Here is a 25963-nt window from a genome sequence, read left to right as displayed (position 1 = left end):
TATAATTTTAATAATGAAAACCGAAAGCCCATTTGATATTAATTTGCTAACAAATGTCCCTGCTGCTCCAGGGATTTATTTATGAAAAAATAAATTTGATGAAGTTATTTATGTTGGAAAAGCAATCAATTTAAAAAAACGTATGATGCAATACTTCAAAGGCAGTATTAATTCTTACAAAACTACATCAATGCTAAAACATATTTATGGTTTCGAGTTTATTATTTCCAAAAATGAAAAAGATGCCTTATTACTAGAACAAAGCTATATAAAAAAATTACGACCAAAATATAACATCTTACTAATGGATGATCGTTCTTATCCATACTTGAAAATTAAACAAAAAGATAATGGACTATCATTTACAAAAATTTATACACCAACCAAAGATGATGAAACAACCATTATTGTCGGACCTTTTGTTCCAAGTTTTGGTGCTAGCAAATTAGGTAAAATTCTAGAATCAATTGTTTGTACTGAAAACGGGTTGTTTATAAAACGCAAAGATAATGAATTTTGAAAAACAAAATTTGAACAGGCAAAAAATATCTTAAAAAATATTAAAACCTTTAAAAATGAACTCGTAGCCAAAGAAGAAACATATGCTACAAAATATATGTTTGAAGAATCAAACCGTATTAAAAAAGTATTAAATGCGATTAGTGATTTTGAAAGTAAGCAATTTTTTATACTTAACAAAGTAGATAATTTTGATGCTTTTTGCTTTAAACAAAATAACGATAAATTTTACGTGCAGGGAATTTTCTACCGTAATGGATTACAGGTGGGACAAATCTTCGAAAATGGCAATTCTAGCGCTGATCTTAAAACGGCGACAGAAAGTTTTTTAAAACATTTCTATACCCGTTATTTATTGCCTAAATACGTTGTGCTCAACGAGGATTTTCAGAATCCTAATTTAGACATAATGGATACAAAATTTTTGTTTCCTCAAAAAGGCGAATTAAAAGCTGTGATGAATTACTTAGAAGATTCAATAAAAATTAATATTGAAACATATCTGCAAAGCGAAAACGAAATCCGCAATTCATTAACAGATATTGCTAATGATTTAAATATTGAAAAACTTGCTAATTTTGTTATTTTGGATATTTCTCACACGGGCCAGGAAAATAAAATTGGTGCTGTAAATTTTTATTTGAACGGCAAAGAATATAAACCTCTTCATCGCTACTATAAATTAAGCAGCAATTCAACAGACGATTTTACTCTAATGCGAAAAACAATAAACAATATAATTGAGTATAAAATGTTGAAAAACATAGAAATAGATGTAATTTTTGTTGATGGAGGAAAACCGCAAATTACTGCTATAAAAGATATATTAAAGACTAACAACATTGATATAAATGTTGTTGGTTTAGTTAAAAATGATGCTCATATGACTAGTCATATTATTTTTAATAATAAAGAAATTTACTTAACTAATCAAAGCTCACTTGATTATTTAAGAAGAATTCAAGAGCAAGTTGATGCTCGCGCTAAAATTAAATTAAACAAAGCAAACCACAAACTAATTATGACTGATTCACTCAAAGAAATACCAAATATTAACGAACAAAAAATAAAACAATTATTAAATTATTTTAAAAGCTATGAAAATATTAAAAATGCATCACTAAAAGAGTTGGAGGAAACGCTTTCAAAAAAAGATGCTAAAAACGTTTATGAACACTTTTTGTTTAAGAAATAAACCACCTATGTTTTATTATGTTAAAATAAAATAACTGGGGGTTTAGTATAGTGGCAGTACTACAGATTCCAAACCTGTTTGTGTGGGTTCGATTCCTACAACCCCCGCCAGATAAAAGCAAGACGGTTCTCATCGTCTTTTTTATTTTTCATAAATCCAACATACCTATACAAAAGTTTTGAAATATTTTTTACACATTGATATACAACTTATATGTTTAAACATAACACTAAAATACATTCGATCAATAAAATCTCAAGACTTCATAAAACATATCTTTACATATAATAATTCTTATGCACTTAAAGCATTTCTGATTTATATATTGTATTACTCTTTTTATGGCGATTCTAAAAAACAACATTCTTTTTGAATGCTGTTTTTGTGTTGTTTTCAAAATATTAAATATTGTGAAATGATTTAAGAACTGAAACATCTGTTTTGAGTTGTGCGACATCTGTTTTGAGTTCGGCAACATCTTTTTCAAGTTTATCTAATCTGTTTGATAATCTAGTTTCAACTCCAGCAATTGCACCAAGGAGGGTTTTAGTAAGTGTCTCAAACTTTTCTTCAAATCTCGTTTCAAAGCTATCAAATCTCTTATCAATTTGATCAAATTTCTGATCTATTTGTTTGAATTTGTCATTTTCTGTTTTTTGTTTCATATTATTTTGATCTATTCTTGCAATTAATCAAAGGATATTAGGTTCATTTTCAAACATCATTTGAAACATATCAACATCCGAGTAACGTTTTAAAATAGACATTACCTCCTTCTTGGTTAGTTTAGTTGCATCTTTAATTAAATTATAAAGTGCATTTTTATTTTGGGACATAATTCACCTCCTTTCTTTTTTTATAACCACTTATATATGTATTCTGGAGGGGTGAAAATGCTGCAAAAAATAAGAAAATAAGAAAAACTGCTATTTTTTCATACCGGCTTAGTGATTAATTAGCAATAAAAATGCATTCATTTTACAAATTTAGTGCATTTTTTATCTATTTTCTCGCTTACTAAATATTATTTTTTGCATTAATGTCCACGTCTGTTTTAAAACATTTTTTGGTTGAATATAAAATTTAATTTTTATAAATGCTATGAGTTTTTTTAAATCAATTTGTTAAAAATATCCACTCAAATAGCGCACAAACTTATTGAAAATTTTTGTTGTTTGAAACTACTATTAAAAAATAATTTATTTCATTTTAGGGCGATATTTGGCCATTTTTTGTTTTTTGTTTTTTTGCAAACAGTTAAAATAAATTTGTTTATTGAAAACAAATGAAAGGAAATTATGAAAAAAGTAGACTAATCCTATTAGCTTTAAACGCTGTGTTGGCACTCACTATATCTACAATTAGCATTAGTTTTAAGCCAGCAAATAGTTCTAATCAATACAACATTAATAACCCTTATGTAATAAAATTCACAAATTCCAATAACAACAAACAGCCATTTTCAAAAACCGTAAAATTTGAAGAAAATGTTTTTAATACTTTTCAATCTAAACCTCATAAGAAAAAAGTATCGCACCAAAATATAACTTTAGTACTAATTGAAATGATTTTAATGTGGATACTATTGATGATTATATGAAACGAAACGAATTTATCAAAGATGAACCAAGAAGTTTTTCTAGCAAATTTAACAAACTTATGTTTTGAAAAGATAACCCCGATCTTTTTTCAATAGTTATGAAGCGTAACGATGAAAGTGCCACATTATTACAAAATGTTAGAGTTAACTTTCGTAATAGCAACAAGCAATTGTGTTTATTTATAAGTAATATTCTTTATACAAATATAAAACAGCATATATAATAAAAAATGATTGAATGTATTTTTCTTTTCACAGCAATTGAAAAAAGCGTATAACCTGCTTAATCTGGTATATATTATGTTATAATTTTGAAAGTATTGAATAAATACCACTTGTTTTAACAAATACCCAGGAGTAATAAATGGACATAGAACATAGAGAGAGAGAGAGAGAGAGAGATTTCTAAAAGAACAAATAATTACTTATTTAGGAAATAAGCGTTCTTTTCTCGTATCAATAGAAGAAATTTTAAAAACAATTTTAAAAGAATTAAATAAAGAAAAACTCGATGTGTTTGATGCTTTTTCGGGTTCGGGAATTGTTTCAAGATTTTTAAAACGATACTCTACTAATCTTTACACAAATGATTTAGAAAATTATTGCGAAACATTAAATAAATGTTATTTAAAAAACGAAAATGAAATTGATTTAAATCAACTTGATATGTACTACGATGAAATCAGTCAAAAGCTCGAAAATGAGCCGCTTTTTGATAATGGTTTTATTTATAAACTTTATGCTCCTCATGATGATAAAAATATAAAAGAAAATGATAGAGTCTTTTACACTTCTCGTAATGCAAAATATTTGGATACTGCTAGACAATACATCGAAAAAGTTCCCGAGCCTTATAAATCATTACTTTTAGGACCATTATTATATGAAGCATCAACAAAAAATAACACTGCCGGAATTTTTAAAGGTTTTTATAAAAATTCAGATACAAAAACTGGTCAATTTGGTGGTAATGGCAAATATGCGTTAAATAGAATTACGAGTGATATCAAAATTAAAAAGCCTGTTTTAAGTAAGTTTAATACTAATGTTCACGTTTTTAAAGGTGATGCTAATGAAATTTGTAAACAAATACCCAAAATCGATTTAGCTTACATCGACCCCCCATATAATCAGCATCCGTATGGTTCAAACTATTTTATGTTGAATTTAATAAATGATTATATCGAACCATCACCATCGAAAATTTCAAAAGTTTCTGGTATACCACAAAATTGGAACAAATCAAAGTATAATACGAAAAGTTCTGCACTAAAGCAAATGGAGAAATTGTGCAAGGATACTAAAGCATCATATCTTTTAATTTCATACAATTCAGAAGGATTTATACAAATAGACGAATTAGAAAAAATATTGAAAAAAATTGGCGATGTTAAAATAAAAAGTTTTAATTACATTACTTACAGAGGATCTAGAAATTTAAAAAATAGAAAGCCTTATGTTGAAGAATATTTAATTTTAGTGCATAAAAAGGAGATATTGTAATGATTGGAGACGTATTAAAAAGAGAGCTTTCTTTATTGCTAAACACATCAAAAAATAAGAATGCAAAAAATGCGTTTTGAAGATTAATTAGAGATATTGCAGTACAAGATATTAAAGAATTTGCTAAACCCATTGACAGCCAAACATTAATTGACTGCTATTATAAAATTCTGAATTCTAACTTGTCTTATATACCTTCATATTTTCAAGAAACTCTTAAATCAAATAAACAAAAAAGATATAGAGTAATATTAAGAAATATATTCACAAGTAATGCAAATCATAAAGATGGACTTATACATCAAAAAGGAATTGAATATAAAACTGAACATAATCTCGTCAGAGCTGGAAAAAAAATTATTTATAAATGAAATGAGAAATTTAATAATACAGGAAAAGGAGAATAAATAATGATTATTAAAAATGAAAGCCTTTCTAATGAATATATAAAAATTTATAGTTTAAAAGATGAAAAAATATCATTTCCAATTTTTCAACGTCCTTATTCTTGAAAAATCGAACAAATCGAAGCAATAAAAGAAGATTTACTCAAGGGTATAGAAAATAAAGATTGTGATTTTTACTTACTTGATTTTATTTGTTACAAAAACAACGATAAACTAATGATTGCTGATGGACAACAAAGACTTGTGACAATAAATAATTTAATTAAAGCAATCAAGGACCACATAAATGAAAAAGAACTAAAAAATATTAGCATAGAGATGTTTAATTTAAGTTACGATATATATGAGCAAAATAAAAAATACAAAGACCATTTTATTAATAATGTAATTAAAAATCCTTTTAAAAAAATTTATTTGAATTTTAAAAGTTTTTTATTAAATCACGAAGACAAAATAAGAGAAATCATTGACATTATTAAAAACAGAATGTACATATATAAAAAAATATGTAAGAACGCGGACGATGCGTTTAGTATATTTCAACAAATAAATAGTGGTGGAAAACCACTACAAAAAGATGATATCTTGGCAACTGCGCTAAATCATGGTGCTAAAAAATTTGATGTTAAAATAGAGAATAAAATACCAAAACTAACGCAAAAAACGTTAGCTTATTACAAACACAAAACACAAAATATCACGAAAACTATAGGTCCTATCGAAATGTTTGCTTTTTTAAATCAACACGTCATAAATAACGAAGATGATTTTAAAAATTTTAATACGATTATTTCTAATTTAAAAGAAATTGATAACGACCCCATTACAACGGTTATCAAAGATATGAATAGACCCGCAATCTTAGATGTATTATATGCGTTACACATAAAGAATAAATTACCATTAAAATATGACCATCCTTTTTTTCAAAAAATAATATTTCCATTAATGATGGTAAGTATTGTTTTTTCTTTCAAAAAAGTTAACCCATCCAAATTTTTACAAATAATTCAAGAAATAATAAAAGAAATAAATACAGGAACGGCGGCAGAAAAAATATCTAAATTATTAATAAACAAAATCAATAACGATGAAGTAACGTTAAAAATTGATTTTGATGAATTTAAAAATAAATTAGGAGATCCAAAAATAAAACCTCAATATAAAAAAGCATTACTTCTTCTTGGCATAATCATGAAAAACAACGCTTTAAAAGTGGACACTAAAAATATAAATCTTGAGCATATATTCCCGCAAAATCCAAATTCTGATTGAATAATGATAGGAGGTTGACCAACTGATTCGGAAGAAAAAAATAAACTAATTGAAAATATCGGAAATATGTTTCTTCTTCCTGAAGCATGCAACAAAAGAATTAAAAATGAATATGTTGATCAAAAAAAATCGGCATATGAAAAAGCCTGAAAAAATGATGAAGTTTTAAAAAACACTGAAATTAATAAAATCAATATAGATGAATTTGAAACTGAAAAAGAAAAATATATCTATAAAAGACAAGAAAAAATAGCACACATAATATATGATAATTTTCCCTTTGCACAAATAATGATTAAAAAAGATCAATAGTCGATAAATTAATTCAAACAAATAAAAGATTAAAATTATTTATTAAAAATAAGAAATGAAAAATATATTGGTTTTTCATATAAATCATGAATTACAAACAATTTAATAATTGGTAATAAAAAAACAAAATCATTGTTTTTTTATTTTTCCATTAATTTAGTAACAATAACCGCCATTGCTTTAGTACTTATCAATGCCGATTCATCAGTAATAACAAAATTACTGTTGTGATGCTATGAAAGATGATTCTTTATGCCGCCACCAACATAAAAGAAACAGCTTGGAACTTTATTTGCTACATAAGCAAAATCCTCGCTTGCTGACAAAATATCTCCCAATTCATTTACTGCTTTTATTTCTGGTAAATTTGCTTCTTTTAATGACTTGAGTGCTAAATCTGTAAGTTCATTATTATTAACTAAAACCGGATAATCAATTTGACGCTTAACTTTAATTTTAAGACTTAACGCTAAGGCAAACCCTTTTGCTATTTTATTAATTTCTTCAGCAATTAATTCACCTATTTCATCCTTTGCATATCTAACATCACACTCTAAATTTACTTTTTCTTGAATAATATTAAATGTACCCTCGCCCGCAAATGAACCCACACTCAAAACGGCACGATCATTTGATGAAATCCGGCGACTAATGATTGTTTGTAAAGCAGTTACTAAGTAAGATGCTGCAACAATAGCATCATTGGCTTTTTCAGGTTGCGAACCATGCCCACCTTTACCAATAATGCAAATCTCATATTTATCACGCGCTTGTTGTGCTTCATTGAAGCGGAAATATACCTCTCCAGTTTCATAATTGCCTAAAACATGAATTCCTAAGGCATAATCAATATTTTCTAATAAACCCGCTTCAATCATTTCTTTAGCACCACCTGGTGGTGTTTCTTCAGCGTGTTGATGCATAATAACAATCTTACCTTTTAACTCGTTTTTAAACTCGATTAAAACATCAGCCAAAATCATTAAATACGCCGTGTGCACATCATGGCCACAAGCATGCATAGCACCATTTTTTGATTTATAAGACAAAGTTGTAGTTTCCTTGATTGGTAAACCGTCAAAATCTGCCCTAATTAAAATAGTTTTTCCTGGTTTTTTAGAATCTATTGTTATAGTAAAACCCAAATTATTACTAGATAAAGGTCGTGAAAATATTACATCTTTATTTGCGTAAAAATCTTTTATAAATTTTGCGGTTTTAAATTCTTTAAAACTAACTTCCGGGTTAGCGTGTAAATGGTGGCGAATCTTAATTAATTCTTCCTTTTTCTCTTCAATTTTAGTTAATAATTTAGCTAATAAACTCATATTGATTCCTTTTTCTAATTTAATTTTAAATTAGAATAAAAAATATTCAAGCAAAAAGTTATTTGCAACAAATAGTTTTATATTAATTAACCGTTTTCCCTTCTATCAGAAAACAATAATAGCTAGTATTTTACCTCACTCTTTTCGTAGAGTGTCAATATGTATAACGTTTTATTCGGTCTGTTTGTTATTAAATATTAGATTTTAGCGTATTTTAATATATAACATTAATTATTTGTGTTGCATTAATCATTTTAACTAAAAAGATACTTCAATTTTCTTAAAATAATTATTGTGTTATCTCTCTTCATTTAATATCAGAAAAGTTTTTGGTTCTAATTTGTGGATATCCTTTATAAAATTCGATATGACCTAACACTGCTAAATCATAAACTTTATTTTCATCAACTTGATCTTCATTACGATACCTAAAAATACTTGCAACCCATTTTCACTCGTTGCCTTTTTTGACTTTGAGATTTAACTTATAACAAATACCATCTTTGGTATCGATGGATACAACATATAACTTTACGTGTCCATAAAATATAAATACTTTACCCTCTTCTATTTGATTTGACAACCTATTTAAAGATTTTTTGGGTATTGTTTTTGTAATCTGTTTCCCGTTTTTACCTTTAGATTGTATTACTAAAGGATTTTCTTTAGTGTGTGTTGTTGCACTAAAACTTGTTCCTTCCTCTTTAGGAAGTAGTAAATTCAATGCCGATTCTAACATATCATCTATTTTTTCACCAGATAATTTTTTAATATATTGTTTTACTTCTCTATTAGTTGCATAATTATGTATTAATGAACAACCATCAATATGTTTCGAAGATGGTTTCTTTGACAAAAAGGCACGCTTATTTGATGTCTTATGAGTAAAGCTTAATTCGGCTTTTTTACATTCTGGACAGAACATTTTACCTCGGTATTTCAAAATGTTACCATTGTTTTTTTCATACTCTTTTTGCACAACAAATAAGTCATAAATTTCTTTGTCAACACTATAATAAAATTCCATAAAACATTTATTCGCCATAAATTTACATCCTTATTTTGATTAAACTTTTTTTATATTATATATAAATATTTGTTTTCAAATAAGATATAAATAATGCAAAATAATCATTAAAACTAATATTTTTATCAAATATCATTAAACTCCTGTAAAAATATTTCGGTTCTTAATAAAACTTGTTTTAATTATTTTTTATTTACCTTTCTTGCAAAAATACAAAATGTATTTAAATAACATTTGTTAATTATCGAAATACTAAAAGTATAAACATAAAATAGAATCAATTACTTATCTATTTATATTGTTTCGATATAAAAAACAGCATTTTTGCTGTTTTTTTCTTAAACAAGTTCGATTACTGCCATTCTTGTGTTGTCACCAAGACGACGTGGTAATTTAATAATTCTTGTGTAACCACCATTACGTTTTGCATATTTAGGCCCTATTTTGCTAAATAAGTGTTGTAGAATGGTTTCTTTTTCACTAACATTCACATTTCTTAAGAATGCTGCTGCTTGTCTTCTTGAAGCCAAAGTGTTAGTTTTAGCTTTTGTAATCATTTTATCAACATGTTTACGAAGTTCTTTTGCTCTAGTAATGGTTGTGGTGATTTTACCGTATCTTAACACATCAGTAGTTAATGAACGCATCACTCCGTGTCTTCATGTTGTGTTACGGCGATAAAGTTGTTTTGGATTAGCCATTATTGTTCTCCTTTTTGTAGTTCAAGTCCATGTTCTTTAAGTTTGTCAACAATTTCTTTTGTTGATAATGCACCAAGGTTCTTAACTTGTTTTAGTTCTTCGAATGTCATTTGGGTAAGTTGGTTAATTGTAGTAATACCATGTCTACGGAGTGAGTTACTGCTTCGTGGCGAAAGATTAAGTTCGCTGAGTTCAAGCGAATTTGATGTTGATTCAGTAACTTTGGTACTTTCTGTAGCAAAAACATCGATTTCTTCAAGGTTTTCAACATTACCAATTACTTGGAAGTGAGCAATAAGAATTTGTGCTGCTTGTGATAACACATCTTTAGCTGTTACAGTATTGTTGGTAGTGATATCAACAGTTAGCTTTTCTTCAATTTTTACTGAAGCAGAGTTAAGTTCTTCGACACTGATGCTAACATTTTTAATTGGTGAAAAATCACTATCAACAGCAATAATTTTTGCAGTTTGAAATGCTGAATTGCTGGTTGCTAATTTAGCTGATTTTTCTTCAACAAGTTCTTTGTTCTCTTCAAATGATTTAAAACCACGACCAGAAGTTAAGAATAACTCGAATTCAAGTTTGCCTTTATCGGCGGTAGCAATTTCGGTTTCACGGTTTACAACTTGAACACCGCCTTCACCAGTAATAGTTAAATCATCACCAGTATATGTTTGACGACCGGCTTTGTCGGCTTTAAAAGTAACTTTAACAATGTCGCCATCTTTAAATAATTCTGGGTTGTACGAGAAATTAAGTTTACGTACGTTAAGAATTAATCTAGTAATATCTTCAACAACACCTGGTAAGGTTTCAAATTCGTGACGCACATTTGCGATACGAATTGCAAATGGTGCAATACCTGAAATTGAAGATAAAAGGGTACGACGAAGGGCGACACCAATTGTGTTCCCTAGTCCTCTTTCAAGGGGTTGGATGGTAAATTGTGATTGGTACTCAGAAATTGATTTTTCTTTAGTCTCACGGTATTTAAGTTTTGTGTATTTATCCATACTTCCCTCTCTATCTTGCTTTTAATCTTTTAAGTACTTTTTTAGGTGGTCTGGTTCCGTTGTGAGGAACTGGAGTAACATCTTTAATTTCTTTAACAGTAATGCCTGAAACTTCAATTTGTTTACGCGCAGCATCTTTACCCGAACCTAGACCTTTAAGTTCAACTTTTACTTCTTTAATGCCGTGTTCTTTAGCTGATTCACTGGCTGCAGCAGCAGCTAGACCAGCAGCATAAGGAGTTTTTTTCTTGGTTCCTTTATAACCAATTGCTCCTGAACTGCTTCAAGCAATAACATTACCTTTTAAATCAGTAAAGGTCACAATGGTGTTTTGGTGGGTTGAGTGGATGTGGGCAATACCAGAAGTAATGTTTTTGCTTTTAACTTTTTTAACAACTTTTGCTTTTGATTTAGGTGCTGCCATGATTATTTACCTTTCTTTCCAGCCACGGTTTTTCTTGGGCCTTTTCTTGTTCGCGCATTCTTTTGAGTTACTTGTCCACGAACTGGTAATCCTTTTCTGTGACGAATGCCCCGGTATGATTTAATTTCCATTAAACGTTTAATGTTTAATGAAGTTTCACGACGTAAATCACCTTCGGTTTGGTATTTTTTAGCTTCTTCACGAATTGCTGTTAGTTGATCTTCACTAAGATCTTTGACACGGATATTTTCATCAACTTTAACATTTTTAAGAATTTGTTGTGCTAAAGTTTTACCAATTCCGTAAATGTAAGTTAAAGAGATTACAACTCTTTTGTCATTAGGTATTTCAACGTTTAAAATTCTCGCCATATTTATCCTTGTCTTTGTTTGTGTTTAGGATTAGATTTACAAATAATTCTAATCACACTATTACGTTTGATAATTTTACAGTCCTTGCAAATTGTTTTTACACTTGCTCTTACTTTCATAATGTCTCCTTATTTGTGTCTGTAAGTAATTCGTCCTTTTTGTAAGTCGTAAGGACTAATTTCAATATCGACTGTATCGCCTGGAAGAATCCGGATATGAAATTGCCGGATTTTACCAGAAATATGGCAATTGATTACCATGCCATTTTCTAAAGTAACTTCATAGCTCTCATTTGAGTGCATTTTGGTTACTTTACCCTGCATTTTAATTGCATCTTTTGCCATCTAAATTCCTTTCGATAAGATTATGCCATGACCATCTTTAATTAAAACGGTATGTTCATAGTGGGCTGTATTTTTTTTGTCTTGGCTCGATACAGTTCAGCCATCTTGTGCGATTTTAATTTTAGGTGAATTTTGCAAAATCATTGGTTCAATGCAAATTACCATCCCATCTTGTAAAAGCATTCCGGTTCCTGGTTTGCCGTCATTGGGTACATAAGGATCTTCATGTAATTTTTTACCAATCCCATGTCCTGTGAATTCTTTCGGAGTAAAGTAACCTTGTTTTTTAATGTATGTACCAATAGCGTGCGAAATATCGCCAACGCGAGCGCCTTTTTTGATGGCGTTAAAGCCTGCATAAAAAGCGTTTTTTGCAACTTCAACTAATTTTTTATCAGCGTAAGTACCTTCACCAGCGATTTTGGTAAAAGCCGAATCGGAGTTGTATCCTTCATAAATACATCCGGCATCAATTTTTACAACATCATTTTCTTGAATGATGTAATTACTAGGAATACCGTGAATTAACTCGTCATTAACGCTAATACAAATTGTTTTGGGAAAACCATATAAACCTAAAAAAGCAGGTTTGGCTCCACGTTTAGTAATTTCTTTAAAAGCAATCGCATCTAGTGCTTCTAAAGAAATTCCTGGACTTACGAGGTCGTAAAGTATTTGTTTAACTTCGGCCAGGATTTGACAAGATTTGGTGATTTTCGCGATCTCGTCTTTAGTTTTGATCAAGGCCATTAATAAAGATCCTTCATAATGGCTGATGCGATTTTCTCTGATTTATTGTCGCCGCTGTATGTCACTAAAAGATTGTGTTCTTTATAGTAATTAATAAGCGGAAGGGTTTGTTTTTCGTAAACTACAAGACGTTTTTTAATTGCTTCAGGAGTGTCATCTTTACGTTGGAGAAGTAAAGTTTCATCAACTTCACATTTATTAACTAGTTTACTTGGAAAAAACTTGAGATGATAATTTTTTTGACACTTTGGACAAAAACGACGTCCACTAAGTCGCTCAATTAGCACATCGTGTGGTGCTTCGAGCAAAATAGCTTTAGTAATTTTAACGCCTTCGAGTTCAAGCGAAGTTAAAAATTCGGCTTGGTTGATGGTACGTGGGTAACCATCAAGAATAAAGGCTTTTGATTCTTTTTTCAGTTTAAGTGTAACTTTTTTAACTAGCGCGTTTGTTAGTTCGTCATCAACGTAATTTCCAGCTTCAACGATCGCTTTTAGTTTTAAACCTAGTTCTGATCCACTGGCAATTTCGTTTCGGAAAAGAACACCCGTTGAGATGTGTTCGATGTTTTTTTCTTTAGCGATGATTGAGGCGACGGTACCTTTACCAACGCCGGGCGCACCTAAAAATAAAATATTTATCATAATAGTCCTTTATGGTCTTTGAATGACTTCGCTTTTTTATTGCTCATTGACATTTTTTGCGATTTGAACCGCGCTTTAACTTGTGAAACGGTTTCTAATGAAACCGACACAAGAATCATCATCGATGTTCCACCAAAGGCAATACCTTGTGGCATACCAAGCATTACCATTATAAATTGAATAGCTGCTAAGGTGGTTAAGTAGAACGCAGAGAAGATTGACAAACGGAAAACAACACCAATTAAGTAGTTTTCTGTATCTTCACCTGGACGAATTCCAGGAATAAAGGTACTTGATTTAACAAAATCCTCAGCAATTTTATCAATCCGGGGTTGTTGTAAACCAATAATAATTGAAAATATAAACGTTACAATTACAAGCAAACTAAACCCGATTGGTTGGTGGAATTGTAAATTGTTTTGAATTCAAAATTTACCATAGTTAGTATCACTTAAAAGGCCAGCGATCATGTTCGGAAATGAAAGCGCCATAAAAGCGAAAATAATTGGCATAATTCCGGCTGGGTTAGCCTTAATTGGTAATTTACCCATTTCTTTTACTTGACTACTACGTCCTGCTCCAATTTGTTGGATAGGAATATGACGTTCTGCAAGATAAAAGAAAATAATCACCACAATTAAAATTAAATATCCAGCTAAATAAGTAATAAATTTAATAATTCCGTTAAGTAAACCTGGTGAATTAAGGTCGCCAACATAATGACGAAATGCCATTTGGAAAGTTGCTGGTAATCCCATTGCAATTCCAACAAAAATAATTAAACTGGTTCCGTTTCCAATTCCTTTAGCAGTGATTTCTTCCCCTAGAAATAGGGCAATTAATGAACCACCGACAAGAATAAAAGGAATAAAACCATAAATTACAAAATTGTTATCAGTGCTAAATTGAATAATTTGCCCTGCTTGCAATGATTTAGCTAACAAAATTGCTTGGGGAAAGGAAATAATTAAGGTTAAAACTCTGGTGATGACATTAATTTTTTTCCGTCCTTGTGGACCAGATTGACTTAACTTTAAAATTGGTGGGAATAATCTAGTTTGCAACAAGGACATAATTAAACTTGCTGAAATGAAAGGACTAATCCCAAGCGCCATTAATGAAAACTGTTTCAATCCTCCGCCTGAAACCATATTTAAGGTGCTAAAGAATGTACTATTTTCAACGCCGGCGCCAATTTTAACATAAGGAATCCGAATTTGCGTTCCGATGATGAATAAAAGCAGTAATAAAAAGGTAAAAATACTCTTTTTTAGAATTGGGTGGTTGCCTCAAAAATGATCCCATTTCTTTTTAAAGAAATAGAATGCTTTAGAAATGGCAAAGCCAAGGTTGCTAAAAAAGTTATTTTTATTCATTAAATTACCTCGATTTTTCCTCCGAGTTTCTCAACAGCAGCTTGTGCTGAGTTAGAAACCGCGTGCACTTGCACGGTTAGTTTTTTGGTTAATTTACCATTACCTAATAATTTTATATCTTGATAATTTTTTGTTGCCAATCTTAAAGATCTAAGCTTTTCGATTGTTACAACTTCGTTTGCTTTGAAGTGTTTTTCAAGATCACTAAGGTTGATAACTTGGTATTCAATGTGATTAACGTTGTTAAATCCACGTTTACCAATTCTTCTAAATCAAGGAGTTTGACCCCCTTCAAAACCTAGTCTGTGACCTTTACGTTTGTTTTGACCTGATTGACCTTTACCAGCTTGTTTCCCTTTACCTGCAGCGTGACCACGCCCTTTACGGTGTTTTTCTGGACGAGCATTATCTGTTGCTTTTAAATGATGTAATTCCATGATGCTCCTTAAATAATTTCCTCAAGTTTTTTGTCACGAAGTGCAGCGATTTGTTCAGGTGTTCTTAACATTTTAAGCGCTTTTAATGTTGCTTTAACAACATTTGCTTTTGAACGTGAGCCATAAGTTTTAGTAACAATGTCACTGTAACCTGCTAGCTCAACAACGGCACGAACTGATCCTGAAGCAATAATCCCTTTCCCTTTTGGTGCTGGTTTTAAAATCACTTTTGAAGATAAAAACTTACTGGTGATTTCGTGAGGGATAGTAGTTTTGTTTTTAATCAAAGGCACTTCAACAAGGTGGTTACGAGCGTCTTTAACTGCTTTTTTAATTGCATCTGGAACTTCTTTTGATTTTCCATGACCGTAACCAACGCTACCTTTTTTGTTTCCAACAACTACAAAGGCTGAGAATGAGAAGTTACGACCACCCTTAACAACTTTAGTTACCCGAGCAATGTCAATAACTTTTTCTGAAAATTCATTATCATTTTTTTTACGAAGTTGTGGTTTAGTATCACGTTGTTTATCACGTGGTGCCCGTGGGGTACGAGTGCTGGTTGCTGATTTTTCGTTTTTTTGGTCATGATTTTCAACAATCGCATCTTTTTTGTTTTTGTCAGCTTCTTTTTTACTTGCGCTAATTACTTTGGTAGCAGCAGCTGGTTGTTTAAATTCTTTCTTTTCTTCCATTAGAATTTCACTCCTTCTTTTCTTACTGCATCGGCAAAGGCTTTAACACGACCATGGTAAATGTAACCTGAACGATCAAAAACTACTTTTTTAATCTTTTTGGTAATTAGTAATTTACCAAATTCTGAACCAAGTGCTGAAGCTGCGGCAATATTTCCGCCGTATGTTTTATTTTTTGCAGTGTTTGATGATGCTAATGTTACCCCATGTTCATCATCAATGGCTTGAGCGTAGAAATTAGTAAGTGATTTGAAAACACTGATCCGAGGTACGGCTTTTGTACCAGAAAGATTTCTTCTGATTCTGGCATGCTTGATTTGACGTGCTTGATTTCTTGATAATTGCATATATCTTCCTTATCTTGCTTACTTCGAAGCAGTTTTCCCTTCTTTAGTTTTAATCACTTCATCTTTGTAGGCCATCCCTTTACCTGAGTATGGGTTAGGGGTTCTAACTTTTCTAATTTTTGCTGCAAATTCACCAACTGCTTGTTTATCGATTCCTGAAACAATTGCTTCAAGAGGTTTAGGTACTTCAAGTTTAATTCCTTCTGGAATATCTAAAAGTACTGGGTGTGAATAACCGGCTAATACTTCAAGTTGGTTGCCTTTAAGAGCCATTTTGTAACCAACCCCTTTAAGAACTAGTTCCTTTTTAAAACCAGTTGTAACTCCAGTTAGCATCGCTGCTAATAGTGAGTTGGTTGTACCATGAAGTTGTTTAGTGTGTTTTTCTTCGTTAAGACGTTTGGTTGTTAATTCAGTTCCATTTACATTAATGGTAATTAAATTACTAAATTGTCTTGACAATTCGCCTTTTGGGCCTTTAACAGTTACAAAATTGTTGTTGTTGATAATTTCTACTCCCGCTGGAATAGTTAAAATTCGATTTCCTACCCGCGACATATTATCATACGAAGGCGATGACTTCACCACCTACGTTTTCCTTTCTTGCTTGTTTATCTGTTAAAAGACCTTTTGAGGTTGAGATGATTGCAACACCGTATCCTGAAAGCACGCTTGGTACATTTGCGGCTTCGACATAAACACGTAAACCTGGTTTTGATATACGTTTGATGTCAGTAATAACTGGGGTGTTACCTTTATATTTAAGACTTACGGTTAATTCTTTTTTCTTATCTTTTGTTGTTACAACTTCAAAATCATTAATAAATCCTTGTTCTTTAACAATTTTTAGAATTGCTTCTTTTTTGGTTGAGTGAGGCATAGAAACTTGTTTGTGTTTACGTTGTGACGCATTTTTAATGCGAACAATCATATCTGAAATTGGATCTGTGATAAAAGCCATAATTATCAGCTCGCTTTCTTAACGCCAGGAATTTTGCCTTCGTGGGCAAGATTTCTGAAACAAATTCTACAAATTTTAAATTTACGCATAACAGCATGGTTACGACCACATAATTGACAACGAGTGTAAGCGCGTGTTGAAAATTTTGGGTGTTTTTCTGCTTTTGCCTTTAATGATGTTTTTGCCATTCTATTTCTCACTTCCTGCAAATGGCATTCCTAATTTTTCTAGTAATGCTTTTGCTTCTTTATCACTATTTGCTGTTGTAACAATAATTACATCTAGTCCCTTAATTTTACGAATTTTATCAAATTCGATTTCTGGGAAGATGATTTGTTCTTTAATTCCAAGCGCAAAGTTACCACGACCATCAAAGGCTTTAGGGTTAACACCACGAAAATCTCTGATCCGAGGCATTGCTACGTGAATTAATTTTTCTAAGAAGTCTCACATTTTTTGACGTCTTAGGGTTACTTTACCACCCATTGGCATTCCTTCACGAAGTTTTCATGAAGCAAGTGATTTTTTCGCAACGGTTTGGTAAGGTTTTTGACTAGTAATTTGTTTAAGTTCATTAAGAACCTCTTCAATCGCTTTTGAGTTTGTAACTTCCTTGCCCGCGGTCATATTAAGCATAATTTTTTCAATCCGAGGCACTTGCATTACAGAAGTATAGTTAAATTCTTTAAACAATTCATTACGAACTTTAGATTCATATAATTTTTGTAATCTCATTATCTACACCTCTTTTCCTGTCTTACGAGCGATTCTTATTTTTTTACCTTCTTTATCAACTTTAAAACCTAATTTTGAGTGCATAGCAGGTTTACCTTTAGCAGCTTTTTTAACAACAAGTGCTAGGTTTGAAAGATGAATTGGTCCTTCAAAGGTAACAATGCCACCTTCAGTGTTTTGTTGTGAAGGTTTTTTGTGTTTGGTTAACATATTTAATTCTTGCACGGTTGCGGTATTGTTTTTAGCTTGAATAGCTAAAATCCGACCACTTTTGCCTTTTTCTTTACCGGCTAGAACAACGACTTCATCATTCTTTTTAAGCTTTGTTTTCATCGTTACTCCTATCATACTTCGGGTGCTAATGAAACAATTTTAGCAAACCCTAAATCACGCAATTCACGTGCTACTGACCCAAACACACGAGTACCACGAGGCGTTTTATCTTCTTTAATAAGTACTACAGCATTATCATCGAAACGAATGTATGAACCATTGCTACGACGAATTCCGTATTTACTACGTACAACAACCGCTTTAACAACTTGTCCTTCTTTAACAAGACCGTCAGGTTGTGCTTTAATTACTGAACATGTAACAATATCACCAATGTATGAAGATTTTTTAACGCTACCACCAACATTACGAATCACTCTTACAAGTTTTGCGCCTGAGTTATCGGCAACATTTGCAACTGATAATTCTTGAATCATTATTCAGCTCCTTGAAGTGCTTTTTCTTTAATTGTTACAAGACGGAAATGTTTTGTTTTTGAAACAGGACGAGTTTCCATAATTGAAACAATATCATTTAAACTAGCTTCTTGTTTTTCGTCATGTACAGCAAAACGTTTTGTTGATTTGAAACGTTTTTGGTAAGTTGGGTGGTTTTTGTAAGTATCAACAGCAACAATAATAGTTTTAGCGTTTTTGGTTGAAACTACTTTCCCAACAAGCGTTTTTCTTGAGGTTTCGCGCATTATTTATCTCCTTTTTCAAGAGCATTAAGAGCAGTTAGGGCTCTTGCAATATCTCTTCTAATTGCTTGAATGTGGTGTGTTTGATCTGCTTGTCCAGTTTTATTTTTAAATCTTAAGGTAAATAATTTTGCTTTAAGATCTTCAACAAGAGTTTCAAGTTCTTGTTTACTTTTTTCGCTGAAAACTTTGTATTTCATTATTTACCTCCATCAATTTGTGTTTCTTTTTTCACAATTTTAAATTTAACAGGGAGTTTGTGTCCACCTAAACGTAACGCTTCACGAGCAACAGTTTCGTTAACACCTTTAACTTCAAACATCATGGTATCAACTTTAACAACTGCTGCTCATTTTTCTGGTGAACCCTTACCTGAACCCATCCGAACACCAATTGGTTTTGATGTTAATGAAAGGTGAGGGAAAATCCGAATGAACACTTGACCTTCTCTCCCCATGTGACGGGTAATCGCGATCCGAGCTGCTTCAATTTGACGTGCTGAGATTCAAGCGCTGGTTTGTGCTTGTAAACCATACTCACCAAATGAAACACGATTTCCTTTAAATGCTTTAGTTTTGTCGTGAGGAATTCTAAATACACGTCTGTGTTTAGTCTTTTTGGGTTGTAACATCTTTGTTACCTCCTTCAAGAATTTCGCCAAGTGAAATTCATACTTTAACCCCAATTGCTCCATAAGTTGTACGAGCAGTAGCGGTTGCATAATCCACTTTTTGTCTTAGGGTGTGAAGTTTCATTTCACCTTCACTATATCCTTCGGTACGAGCCATATCAACTCCGTTAAGACGGCCTGAAACTGAAGTTTTAATTCCTTTTGCGCCGGCTTTCATTGCATTTCTAATTACAAATTTTTGCGCAATTCTAAAGCTTTCACGATTTTCTAATTTAACGGCAATTTGTTCCGCTGCTAAACGAGCGTTTAATTCTGGTTTAGCAATGTTTTGCACATCAATTGTGATTTCTAATTTACGGTTTCTAATGGTTTTTTGTAGTTTAGCTGTTACTAATTTAATATTTTCACCATTTTGACCTAATAAAGCACCTGATTTAGCACTGTGTACTCTAACAAGTACTTTGTTTTCTTTATTACGTTTAATTTCCACTTTACCAATTTGGTATTGACGAACCAAGTTATTAAAGAATTTGTAGATTTTTTGATCTTCTAAAAGTAAGTTACTAAAGTTTGCTTTTTCGGCAAATCATTTTGAGTTGTGTTCTTTTGTGATTCCGAAACGGAAGCCATTTGGATTAACTTTTTGTCCCATTATTTAGTTCCTTTTGCTTTAGCTGTTTTTGTTGTTTTTTCTTTAACTTTTACTTCTTTTTTTGTCGTTGATTTTGCTGCTGTTGTTTTAGCTTTAGCAGGTTTTTTATCAGCAACTTTTTGTTTAGGTTCTTTTACTTCTTTGGTAACTGGTTTAGTGGTTTTTTCTTCTTGTTTTGGTGTGCTAACGCCAATCGTTAAGTGCGAAGTTCTTTTTAAAATTGGTTTAGCGGTTCCCCGTGAGTGAGGTTGGAATCTTTTAAGGGTTGGTCCTTCATTAACAAGGACTTCAGAAACAACTAATTTTGATGCATCTAATCCGTGGTTGTTAACGGCATTAGCGATCGCTGAGTTAAGTAATGTGATGAATAATAATGATGCTTTTTTACGAGTATTTCTAAGAATATCAACTGATTGTGCAACAGTTTTGCCACGGAATAAATCCGCTACTAAACGTGCTTTACGAGCTGAAATTCTTTGCATTTTTGTATGTGCGTAAACTGTATTGTTTTTCATTATTTCTTCTTACCTTTGTCAGCACCATGACCTGTAAAGGTTCTTGTTGGACTAAATTCACCAAGTTTGTGTCCAACCATATCATCTGTTACATACACTTCAATAAATTTATTTCCATTGTGAACTAGGAAAGTTAAACCAATAAAGTCAGGGAAGATTGTTGAACGACGTGATCATGTTTTGATTGGTTTTTTAGGCGCTTTTTTGTTAACGATCGCATCGACTTTTTTAAGTAAATGTTCGTCTGCAAATGGGCCTTTAGCTAAACTTCTTGCCATTATTTAGTTTCCTTTCTTCTTCTTAAAATCAATTTAGTTGAAGCTTTTTTGTTGTTTCTTGTTTTAACACCAAGAGCTTTTTTACCTCAAGGTGTAAGTGGCGACTTACGTCCAATTGGTTGTTTACCTTCACCACCACCGTGTGGGTGGTCGTTAGGGTTCATTACCGAACCACGAACAGTTGGACGAATCCCTTTGTGGCGATTAATTCCGGCTTTACCAACATTAACTAGTAAGTGTTCTTCGTTTCCAACTTCACCGATGGTTGCACGACATCTTGCTAAAATCCGACGCATTTCGCCTGATTTCAATCTCAAGACAACGTATTTACCATCATCATCTTTACCAAGGATTTGCGCACTATTACCCGCTGAACGAGCAATAACACCTCCTCCTCCTGGTTGCATTTCAACGTTATGTACAACTGTACCTTCAGGAATATTTGCAAGTGGTAAAGCGTTACCAACAAGAATATCAACGTTATCTCCTGAAACAACTTTAGTCCCTAATTTCATTCCCTTAGGTGCTAAAATATATCTTTTTTCACCATCAACATATGCCAATAAGCAAATATTTGCTGAACGGTTTGGATCGTATTCAATTGTCTTGACAATTGCTGGAATATTATCTTTATTACGTTTAAAGTCAATTACACGGTAAAAGCGTTTTACTCTTCCACCTTTGTGACGAACTGTAATTTTTCCTTGATTATTACGACCTGATTTCTTTTTTAGAATGGTAAGTAATGACTTTTCTGGCTCATGACCTGAAAGTGTTACTGAATAATCAAGTTGAGACATATTACGACGACCATTGGTTGTAGGCTTAAAATGTTTCAAAGCCATATTTGTCTCCTTTGCTTAAAAATAATTGCGGATTTCTCTTTTAAGCAGTTATGTTCCGCGTTATATTAATTATTCTTCTTTTGTTTTTTTAGTTCTTCTTGTTTTTTTGATAGGAATTTCACCTGTCTCGTTGATTGATTTTGTAATCGCTTCTTTAACAATTTTGTTTTCAACGGTTTTAATTTTCTTTCTTGCTGATTCAAGAATTTCAGCCAATTCAAGCATGTCTTCGCCTGCGCCAGCACTTTCTAATTGTGCTTGAAGCTTGGTTGGTTTTTTAGCTCTTTTTGGTTTTGGTTTTTCTTCAACGATTGCTTCGACATCTTTTTTAGTTGCTCTTTTAGCAGTTTTCTTAGGTTTGTCTTCAATAATTAAAGTAGCTTCAGCAGGTTTGGCTTTTTTGGTAGTTACTTTTTTAGCTTTTGGTTTTTCTTCAACGATTGCTTCGACATCTTTTTTAGTTGCTCTTTTAGCAGTTTTCTTAGGTTTGTCTTCAATAATTAAAGTAGCTTCAGCAGGTTTGGCTTTTTTGGTAGTTGCTCTTTTTGGTTTTTCTTCAGCAGTTTTTTCTGCTTTAGGAGCTGCTACTTTTTTTGCTTTTGCTGCTTTCTTTTGTTTTTCATCTGCTTCGGCAATAATTTCTTCAGCAATTTTCTTAGTTACTTTTCTTGCTCTTTTTGGTTTTTCAGCAGGTTGATCCTTAATAATTAAGGTTGCTTCTGGTGCTTTTGGAGCTTCGTCTTCAACTTTAATTTTTGGATTTTTAGTTTTTTGAGCTTTTTCTTTTTTAGCAGCGATTTTTGCTTCAACTGCTTTTAATTTTTCGCTTGTTTCTTGTTGTGTTTTTTTGTCAACTTTACTTTTAGCTTTTTCATCTTTTGCTTTTGTTGCCTTGGTTTTGTCATCTTCTGGCATGAAGTTGATGGTGTCACCTTCAATTAACTTAACAATTGCTTTTTTGTAACGATCAGTTCATCCTTTTGATCTTCCAAGTGAAGTAGGCTGTTTTTCAAGACGAATAATGTTAACTCTTGCAACTTTTACTTTATAAATAAATTCAATTGCTTTTTTAACTTCAATTTTGTTTGTGTTGATGTCAACTTTGAAAACATATTCATTGTTGTTAGCAGCAAGTAAGTTGGTTTTTTCAGTCATGATTGGTGACTTGATAACTTCTGTATAATGCATTATTTCACCAACCCTTCTAAGTATGCAATATCTTGTTTGCTAATAATTAATTTGTCAGCTCATAATAAATCTTCAACTGAAATCGAAGTTACTTTTGTTGTAATGGTTCTAGGCAAATTACGCGCACTTAGAAAAACATTAGTTTCGTTAGTAACGATTAAAGTTTTTAAATTATTTGCTTTGTGTTTTGTCAATTGTGCTACTAATTCTTTAGTTGAAATTTTGTCCATTTTAATTTCTGAAACAAGTACTTTATCACCTTGTGCAAGTAATGTTAATGCAGAAATAAGGGCATTTTTTCTAACTTTTTTGTTTACTTTTAATTTGTAATTACGATCTGGGGTAGGACCAAATGCTCTACCACCACCTACGAATACTGGAGTTTTTAACGAACCGGTTCTTGCTCTACCAGTACCTTTTTGTTGTCATGGTTTTTTACCTGTTCCTGATACTTCACCACGATTTTTTACTTTGTGTGTACCTTGTCTTTTTGAAGCGCGGTCACTAATAACAACATCAAAAATTGCTTGTTTGTAAATTTTTTCGCTGCCAAATAATGATGCTGGCAAGTCTTTGCTTAATGCTTTTACTGCTGGCTTGGTTTCTTTTTTAACTTTTGTAGTTTTAGGAGCTGCTGGTTTTTTAACAGCAGTGGTTTTTGTTACTTTTGTTTCAGCCATTATTTATCTCCTTCTTTTTCTGCAGCAGCTTCGGCAGCTTTTTCTTGTTCAGCATTTGCTTTAGCGGTTTCAATTGCTTGTTGAATATCTTCATTTGACATTTCAACAGTAACTTCAACTTTTAAGTGTTTTGCTTCCTCAAGTAAGTCGTTTCTTAATTGAGTTGTTTTAACATCAACGAGTTGAATTACATCTTTTGATTTGTTTGTTGGTTTGATTGCTTCTTTTAGTACTACAAGTGATTTTTTAGGTCCAGGAATTGATCCTCTCACAACGATTACATTATTTTTTAAATCAACTTTAACAATTTCTAAATTTTGTACTGTTGTTTTTTCATGACCAAGGTGTCCAGGCATTGTCATCCCTTTAACAACTTTGTTTCCTGAGATATCCCCAAGAGAACCAGTTTGTCTTACGGGTTGAGAACCACCACCACCACCGTGTGATTTAGGTCCGATGGCTTGGTTTCAACGTTTAATGGTTCCGGCAAAACCTTTACCTTTTGATGTTCCGGTGACATCAATCAAATCACCTTCTTTGAATATTGAGGCATTAATTTCTTGCCCTAATTCATAACCTTGCATGTTACGAATTTCTTTAATGTAGCGCTTAGGTGTTGTGTTAACTTTTTTAAGTTTTCCAAGCACGGGCTTACTTACTCTTGCTTCTTTTTGTTCAAAAGCTGCAAGTTGAGTAGCAACGTAACCGTTTTTTTCTTGACTTAAAACAGCTGTTACAACATTAGGTTGAACTTCGATAACTGTTACTGGTAGTGATTTACCATCAGCAGCAAAGATCTGAGTCATTCCTACTTTGCGTCCTAAGATTCCTTTCATAGTTTCTCCTTTTTATTAATGGATTTGTTATTTGATTGTAACTTCAACACCAAATGGAAGTTCTGTGTGTCTTAAACTTTCAACCAATTTTGCACTTGGTTCGATAAGTATAAGTAATCTTTGGTGTGTTTTTTGTTCAAATTGTTCACGAGATTTTTTGTTAATGTGAACTGAACGTAAGATTGTGAAGATTTCACGTTTAGTTGGCAATGGAACTGGTCCTGAAAACTTGCATTTTGCATCTTGTGCGATTGTTACAAGTTTTTTTGCTGTCATATCAACAAGTTCGTGTTCAAATCCCTTAATTTTGATTGTAATTTTTTTCATTTTGTTGTCTCCTTCGTTCTTTGCTGAACTAACTCCACATAAAAACCTGAATTACACTCTCAACAACTAATTCTAGTGTATCAGCAACCTTATGCTTCAAAGTTTAGTAGCCTATGAATTATATATTAAAAAGAAAAAAAATCCTATATATATTAATATGAGTTATAAAAAATAAAAAAAATAGCCCAAATTTTGACCTATTTTTAACTTTTTGTCAAATAAAAAGTAAAGAATAAATAATAATTTTTTGTTCAAAAACTTACAGAATTTTTATTTTTTTAATCTTGTTATTTGATTTATTTGTGCTTAAATTTAAGACCACACCATTAACTTGCGGCTTGTTTTTTGAGACTTGAAATTTAACATGACTGCCGTATCTCATATGTTGATATACTTCATCAAAATTTGCACCAATTGCTGCATTTTGAGGACCACACATTCCGGCATCAGAGATAAATAAAGTACCGTTTGGAAGTCGTCTTTCATCGTTAGTTTGCACATGAGTGTGCGTACCTAAAACAGCACTTACTTTTCCATCAACATAAAGCGCAAAAACATTTTTTTCACTGGTGGTCTCACCATGAAAATCAATAATATGAAAATCAGTTTTATCATTTTCAATTAATGCATCAGCCGCATCAAAAAACGAGTTCGCATACTCTTCTTCTCATGGTGTTGAAAGCTTATTAAAAGTAATTCCCATCAATGATGAAATGCGAATTTTTTTGTCATCAATCACAAAAACTCGCGAGCCTAAACCAGGATATTTAATATCAACATTTGCGGGGCGCACGATGTCCGCATTTTCAATAATTGCTAAAATCTCTTTTTTAGCTCAAACATGATTACCTAACGTAAAAACATTAATTCCGGCTTTTTTTAGGCGTAAATAATCAGATTTTACAAATCCTTTTCTACCCGAAACATTTTCGGCTTGTGCTATAACAAAATCAATTTTGTGCGTTTTGATTAATTCAGGCAATGCCCGTTCTACAGCTTCTATACCTGGTAGACCAAAAATATCACCCAAAAACAAAACATTTAATTTTTTGTTCATAGGTTTATTATATA

36 protein-coding genes, 1 tRNA gene and 1 pseudogene are annotated in these 25963 nt (G+C 31.8%); 5 read left to right on the top strand and 33 right to left on the bottom strand.

The window, feature by feature from the left end; translation table 4 throughout:
* The first annotated feature begins 13 nt into the window (after positions 1 to 13).
* Positions 14 to 1714 (top strand): excinuclease ABC subunit UvrC, encoded by a 1701-nt coding sequence (gene uvrC, locus NPA09_RS00880; protein WP_129722239.1) that lies wholly within the window; start codon positions 14 to 16, stop codon positions 1712 to 1714.
* A 36-nt stretch (positions 1715 to 1750) separates the two neighbouring features.
* Positions 1751 to 1824, top strand: a tRNA-Trp gene (locus NPA09_RS00875).
* Between the two features lie 291 nt (positions 1825 to 2115).
* Here the strand turns inward: NPA09_RS00875 and NPA09_RS00870 are convergent.
* Complete coding sequence (locus NPA09_RS00870) at positions 2116 to 2550, bottom strand: hypothetical protein (RefSeq protein WP_256541838.1); 435 nt, start codon at positions 2548 to 2550, stop codon at positions 2116 to 2118.
* 1181 nt (positions 2551 to 3731) lie between these two features.
* Here NPA09_RS00870 and NPA09_RS00865 point away from each other — a divergent pair.
* From NPA09_RS00865 to NPA09_RS00855, 3 genes are read left to right on the top strand one after another with little or no spacing between them, the layout of a single operon-like run.
* Entirely contained in the window at positions 3732 to 4817 is a 1086-nt protein-coding gene (locus NPA09_RS00865; protein WP_129722245.1) for a DNA adenine methylase, read from the top strand.
* The gene (locus tag NPA09_RS00860; protein ID WP_129722249.1) at positions 4817 to 5224 is read left to right on the top strand and encodes a hypothetical protein; all 408 of its coding nucleotides are present in this window, start codon (positions 4817 to 4819) and stop codon (positions 5222 to 5224) included. Before NPA09_RS00865 ends, NPA09_RS00860 begins: the two co-directional genes overlap by 1 nt.
* A 3-nt stretch (positions 5225 to 5227) precedes the next feature.
* The gene (locus tag NPA09_RS00855) at positions 5228 to 6811 is read left to right on the top strand and encodes a DUF262 domain-containing protein (RefSeq protein WP_129722252.1); all 1584 of its coding nucleotides are present in this window, start codon (positions 5228 to 5230) and stop codon (positions 6809 to 6811) included.
* A 233-nt stretch (positions 6812 to 7044) separates the two neighbouring features.
* On the opposite strand, the gene NPA09_RS00850 is transcribed toward NPA09_RS00855, so the two are convergent.
* From NPA09_RS00850 to NPA09_RS00695, 32 genes and pseudogenes are all read right to left on the bottom strand, one after another.
* The gene (locus NPA09_RS00850; protein WP_197722252.1) at positions 7045 to 8139 is read right to left on the bottom strand and encodes an amidohydrolase; all 1095 of its coding nucleotides are present in this window, start codon (positions 8137 to 8139) and stop codon (positions 7045 to 7047) included.
* Between the two features lie 289 nt (positions 8140 to 8428).
* Positions 8429 to 9184, bottom strand: coding sequence for a hypothetical protein (locus NPA09_RS00845; protein WP_129722255.1), 756 nt, complete (start codon positions 9182 to 9184; stop codon positions 8429 to 8431).
* 320 nt (positions 9185 to 9504) lie between these two features.
* Complete coding sequence (gene rplQ, locus NPA09_RS00840) at positions 9505 to 9867, bottom strand: 50S ribosomal protein L17 (RefSeq protein WP_129722257.1); 363 nt, start codon at positions 9865 to 9867, stop codon at positions 9505 to 9507.
* Positions 9867 to 10883, bottom strand: a complete 1017-nt coding sequence (locus NPA09_RS00835) for a DNA-directed RNA polymerase subunit alpha (RefSeq protein ID WP_129722260.1) — start codon at positions 10881 to 10883, stop codon at positions 9867 to 9869. The genes rplQ and NPA09_RS00835 overlap by 1 nt, the downstream gene beginning before the upstream one ends.
* A gap of 10 nt (positions 10884 to 10893) precedes the next feature.
* Entirely contained in the window at positions 10894 to 11307 is a 414-nt protein-coding gene (rpsK, locus tag NPA09_RS00830; RefSeq protein WP_129722263.1) for a 30S ribosomal protein S11, read from the bottom strand.
* 2 nt (positions 11308 to 11309) lie between these two features.
* On the bottom strand, positions 11310 to 11678 hold the full coding sequence (gene rpsM, locus NPA09_RS00825; RefSeq protein WP_129722265.1) for a 30S ribosomal protein S13: 369 nt from the start codon (positions 11676 to 11678) through the stop codon (positions 11310 to 11312).
* 2 nt (positions 11679 to 11680) lie between these two features.
* Positions 11681 to 11797, bottom strand: coding sequence for a 50S ribosomal protein L36 (gene rpmJ, locus NPA09_RS00820; protein ID WP_129722268.1), 117 nt, complete (start codon positions 11795 to 11797; stop codon positions 11681 to 11683).
* Between the two features lie 9 nt (positions 11798 to 11806).
* Positions 11807 to 12022: a translation initiation factor IF-1 gene (gene infA / locus NPA09_RS00815; protein ID WP_027334365.1), complete on the bottom strand. Its 216-nt coding sequence runs from the start codon at positions 12020 to 12022 to the stop codon at positions 11807 to 11809.
* Entirely contained in the window at positions 12023 to 12772 is a 750-nt protein-coding gene (gene map / locus NPA09_RS00810) for a type I methionyl aminopeptidase (RefSeq protein WP_129722271.1), read from the bottom strand.
* Complete coding sequence (locus NPA09_RS00805; RefSeq protein WP_129722273.1) at positions 12772 to 13416, bottom strand: adenylate kinase family protein; 645 nt, start codon at positions 13414 to 13416, stop codon at positions 12772 to 12774. The genes map and NPA09_RS00805 overlap by 1 nt, the downstream gene beginning before the upstream one ends.
* Entirely contained in the window at positions 13410 to 14792 is a 1383-nt protein-coding gene (gene secY, locus NPA09_RS00800) for a preprotein translocase subunit SecY (protein WP_129722276.1), read from the bottom strand. The genes NPA09_RS00805 and secY overlap by 7 nt, the downstream gene beginning before the upstream one ends.
* Positions 14792 to 15229 (bottom strand): 50S ribosomal protein L15, encoded by a 438-nt coding sequence (gene rplO, locus NPA09_RS00795; protein ID WP_129722280.1) that lies wholly within the window; start codon positions 15227 to 15229, stop codon positions 14792 to 14794. Before rplO ends, secY begins: the two co-directional genes overlap by 1 nt.
* An 8-nt stretch (positions 15230 to 15237) precedes the next feature.
* Positions 15238 to 15924, bottom strand: a complete 687-nt coding sequence (rpsE, locus tag NPA09_RS00790; protein ID WP_129722283.1) for a 30S ribosomal protein S5 — start codon at positions 15922 to 15924, stop codon at positions 15238 to 15240.
* Positions 15924 to 16271: a 50S ribosomal protein L18 gene (gene rplR, locus NPA09_RS00785; protein ID WP_129722286.1), complete on the bottom strand. Its 348-nt coding sequence runs from the start codon at positions 16269 to 16271 to the stop codon at positions 15924 to 15926. Before rplR ends, rpsE begins: the two co-directional genes overlap by 1 nt.
* Positions 16272 to 16289: 18 nt before the next feature.
* A complete protein-coding gene (gene rplF / locus NPA09_RS00780; RefSeq protein ID WP_129722288.1) occupies positions 16290 to 16829 on the bottom strand; it encodes a 50S ribosomal protein L6 in 540 nt (179 codons plus the stop codon).
* 1 nt (position 16830) lies between these two features.
* Positions 16831 to 17232, bottom strand: a complete 402-nt coding sequence (rpsH, locus tag NPA09_RS00775) for a 30S ribosomal protein S8 (RefSeq protein WP_129722290.1) — start codon at positions 17230 to 17232, stop codon at positions 16831 to 16833.
* 2 nt (positions 17233 to 17234) lie between these two features.
* Positions 17235 to 17420, bottom strand: coding sequence for a type Z 30S ribosomal protein S14 (locus tag NPA09_RS00770; RefSeq protein ID WP_129722293.1), 186 nt, complete (start codon positions 17418 to 17420; stop codon positions 17235 to 17237).
* Position 17421: 1 nt separating this feature from the next.
* Entirely contained in the window at positions 17422 to 17967 is a 546-nt protein-coding gene (rplE, locus tag NPA09_RS00765; protein ID WP_187468882.1) for a 50S ribosomal protein L5, read from the bottom strand.
* Between the two features lie 3 nt (positions 17968 to 17970).
* Positions 17971 to 18300 (bottom strand): 50S ribosomal protein L24, encoded by a 330-nt coding sequence (gene rplX / locus NPA09_RS00760; protein ID WP_187468883.1) that lies wholly within the window; start codon positions 18298 to 18300, stop codon positions 17971 to 17973.
* Between the two features lie 8 nt (positions 18301 to 18308).
* The gene (gene rplN / locus NPA09_RS00755) at positions 18309 to 18677 is read right to left on the bottom strand and encodes a 50S ribosomal protein L14 (protein ID WP_129722295.1); all 369 of its coding nucleotides are present in this window, start codon (positions 18675 to 18677) and stop codon (positions 18309 to 18311) included.
* Entirely contained in the window at positions 18677 to 18943 is a 267-nt protein-coding gene (gene rpsQ / locus NPA09_RS00750; RefSeq protein WP_129722298.1) for a 30S ribosomal protein S17, read from the bottom strand. Before rpsQ ends, rplN begins: the two co-directional genes overlap by 1 nt.
* Positions 18943 to 19140, bottom strand: coding sequence for a 50S ribosomal protein L29 (gene rpmC / locus NPA09_RS00745; protein WP_129722301.1), 198 nt, complete (start codon positions 19138 to 19140; stop codon positions 18943 to 18945). The genes rpsQ and rpmC overlap by 1 nt, the downstream gene beginning before the upstream one ends.
* Positions 19140 to 19571: a 50S ribosomal protein L16 gene (gene rplP / locus NPA09_RS00740; RefSeq protein WP_129722304.1), complete on the bottom strand. Its 432-nt coding sequence runs from the start codon at positions 19569 to 19571 to the stop codon at positions 19140 to 19142. Before rplP ends, rpmC begins: the two co-directional genes overlap by 1 nt.
* Complete coding sequence (rpsC, locus tag NPA09_RS00735) at positions 19549 to 20223, bottom strand: 30S ribosomal protein S3 (protein ID WP_129722307.1); 675 nt, start codon at positions 20221 to 20223, stop codon at positions 19549 to 19551. Before rpsC ends, rplP begins: the two co-directional genes overlap by 23 nt.
* Positions 20224 to 20414: 191 nt before the next feature.
* Positions 20415 to 20738: pseudogene (gene rplV, locus NPA09_RS00730) on the bottom strand (50S ribosomal protein L22); the annotation flags it as partial.
* Entirely contained in the window at positions 20738 to 21016 is a 279-nt protein-coding gene (gene rpsS / locus NPA09_RS00725; RefSeq protein ID WP_129722313.1) for a 30S ribosomal protein S19, read from the bottom strand. The pseudogene rplV and the gene rpsS, both read right to left, overlap by 1 nt.
* Positions 21016 to 21861 carry a 50S ribosomal protein L2 gene (gene rplB, locus NPA09_RS00720; protein ID WP_129722316.1) on the bottom strand — a complete coding sequence of 282 codons (846 nt, stop codon included), beginning with the start codon at positions 21859 to 21861 and terminating at the stop codon, positions 21016 to 21018. The genes rpsS and rplB overlap by 1 nt, the downstream gene beginning before the upstream one ends.
* A gap of 69 nt (positions 21862 to 21930) precedes the next feature.
* Positions 21931 to 23049 carry a 50S ribosomal protein L23 gene (rplW, locus tag NPA09_RS00715; RefSeq protein WP_129722319.1) on the bottom strand — a complete coding sequence of 373 codons (1119 nt, stop codon included), beginning with the start codon at positions 23047 to 23049 and terminating at the stop codon, positions 21931 to 21933.
* Complete coding sequence (rplD, locus tag NPA09_RS00710) at positions 23049 to 23729, bottom strand: 50S ribosomal protein L4 (protein WP_129722323.1); 681 nt, start codon at positions 23727 to 23729, stop codon at positions 23049 to 23051. The genes rplW and rplD overlap by 1 nt, the downstream gene beginning before the upstream one ends.
* Positions 23729 to 24565, bottom strand: a complete 837-nt coding sequence (rplC, locus tag NPA09_RS00705; RefSeq protein ID WP_129722325.1) for a 50S ribosomal protein L3 — start codon at positions 24563 to 24565, stop codon at positions 23729 to 23731. The genes rplD and rplC overlap by 1 nt, the downstream gene beginning before the upstream one ends.
* A gap of 27 nt (positions 24566 to 24592) precedes the next feature.
* The gene (gene rpsJ, locus NPA09_RS00700; RefSeq protein ID WP_129722328.1) at positions 24593 to 24892 is read right to left on the bottom strand and encodes a 30S ribosomal protein S10; all 300 of its coding nucleotides are present in this window, start codon (positions 24890 to 24892) and stop codon (positions 24593 to 24595) included.
* A gap of 259 nt (positions 24893 to 25151) precedes the next feature.
* Positions 25152 to 25949, bottom strand: coding sequence for a TIGR00282 family metallophosphoesterase (locus NPA09_RS00695; RefSeq protein WP_129722331.1), 798 nt, complete (start codon positions 25947 to 25949; stop codon positions 25152 to 25154).
* Between the last annotated feature and the right edge of the window lie 14 nt (positions 25950 to 25963).

This window comes from Mycoplasmopsis equigenitalium (assembly GCF_024498255.1).
GTDB classification, from domain to species: domain Bacteria; phylum Bacillota_I; class Bacilli_A; order Mycoplasmatales; family Metamycoplasmataceae; genus Mycoplasma_H; species Mycoplasma_H equigenitalium.
Note: the sequence above shows the minus strand (reverse complement) of the source record. Positions and strands in the feature narration are given on the sequence as shown.